1 protein-coding gene is annotated in these 1,707 nt (G+C 38.6%); it reads right to left on the bottom strand.

Annotated elements, in window-relative coordinates; genetic code table 11:
• Positions 1–102 precede the first annotated feature (102 nt).
• A complete protein-coding gene (locus tag RV13_RS20295) occupies positions 103–1,572 on the bottom strand; it encodes an IS1182 family transposase (RefSeq protein WP_010745177.1) in 1,470 nt (489 codons plus the stop codon).
• Between the last annotated feature and the right edge of the window lie 135 nt (positions 1,573–1,707).

The following is a 1,707-nucleotide window of genomic DNA, read 5'->3' as shown; positions in this document are numbered from 1 at the left end:
CGGAGCCACTGATAAAGTACCCTAGTTTCTACAAAAACTCAGATTAATGAACGGAAAAAGCCCGATGATCAGCCTACAAAGTTGATCATCGGGCGTTCTTTATTATTTTTCTTCCGCTTTTTCATCAATCAGCTTAACGATTCGTTTTAAATTAGTGACAAAGAGCGTACTGGCTCCTTGAAGCATCATGCCCTCAATGTCTTTAGACCAAGAAACATTGTAGCCATGTCTGTTTTTGATTTCACTATTCTTTCCTTCAATCATATAACGCATACGGTAACGTTTTTGGAACGCTTCCGTTTCCTGAAATGTCTGTTGGTCGCTATGTGCTTGGGATTGAATCGTCACACTGTACGTTTTACTTTTTGCCCCTTCTTTATAACAGTCCTCATTCAATGGACAAGCTTGGCACTTTTTTACATCAAAATAGAAGGTCAATCGTTGGTTTTCTCCTTGATTTTTCTTTCCTTGAACAGCTTTTCGAAAGGCCAATTGTCCATTGGGACAGACGTACATTCCAGCGTCCTTATTATATTCCCACTCCTGTTCGGGATCTCGTGTGCCATTTGAAATCACTGGATGAAGTTTTGAATAAAGTTTAATTTTTTCTTCTGCTGTAAAAAGTAAGTTGGCTTTTCCTGAATACGCTGTATCACCGATAACTTCCTTCACATCAATTCCGTTCGCACGTGATTTTTCAACTAATTCTTTTAAATATGGGCCGTCTCCAACATCCCCACCAGTCACACTTGCGGCTGCGATAATTCGTTCTTCGGTGATAGCCAGATGGGTTTTATAGCCGAAAAATTCTGTTTCCACGGTTTTATGTCCAACCTTTGCGGACGTATCGTGAGAATAGACTTCATATTCTTGGCAATCTTCAACCGTTTCTTTTAACTGATTGACTGACTCCGCGACTGCAGGTATGACGGACCATTCTGGATGTTCCTCAATTGCTTTTAAGAGCGTCTTTACATAGTCTTTTTCTGCTTGGTACTCGTTTTTTTGATTTTTTTCAGGCATGATCTGTTTCGCTTCAGGTTTTACTGTATAAATCGCTTTGCGCACCTTTTTTGAATAAGAACGTAAGAGCTCTATTGCGGATTTTTTATTAAATCTAGAAGCGGTATGTGTGGCATCTACGATAATTCCTTTGCTTTTGATAATCTCTTTTTCGATCGCGAGCTGAACGGTTTTGTTCAATAAGAGATCTAGTAAATTTGAATCGTTCAAGCGTTGTCGTCTGAATTTCGTCAGTAGACTTGGATCAATAACCTCGTCTTCTGGAGCCAAGCCAAGAAAATATTTGTAGGCCATGTCTGTTTTACTGCGAGCAACGAGATCCACATCAGACGCGGGAAACATCGCTTTTAACATCAAATATTTGAATAACTTAATCGGATCATAGGCATTGCGACCATCGTTTAAACAATATTTATTTTCTAGTTCCTCGTAAACAAAAGAAAAGTCAACTAACTCATTGAACCGACGCAAAATATGATCGGCTGGGATGAGTAAATCATAAAGATCACTATATGGACTAAGTTTGGTTTGAACCATTTGTTTAAGCATGAAATCGCCCCCTAGATACTTCTAATTATAAAGATATCTGGACAACGAATCACTATCTAAAAGAAAAAATTGTCGAAAGAAAATGCCTGCATTCTCTTTCGACAATTTTTGTTATTGAACTTTATCAGTGGCTCC

Source organism: Enterococcus raffinosus (assembly GCF_001886185.1).
Classification (GTDB): domain Bacteria; phylum Bacillota; class Bacilli; order Lactobacillales; family Enterococcaceae; genus Enterococcus_A; species Enterococcus_A raffinosus.
Note: the sequence above shows the minus strand (reverse complement) of the source record. Positions and strands in the feature narration are given on the sequence as shown.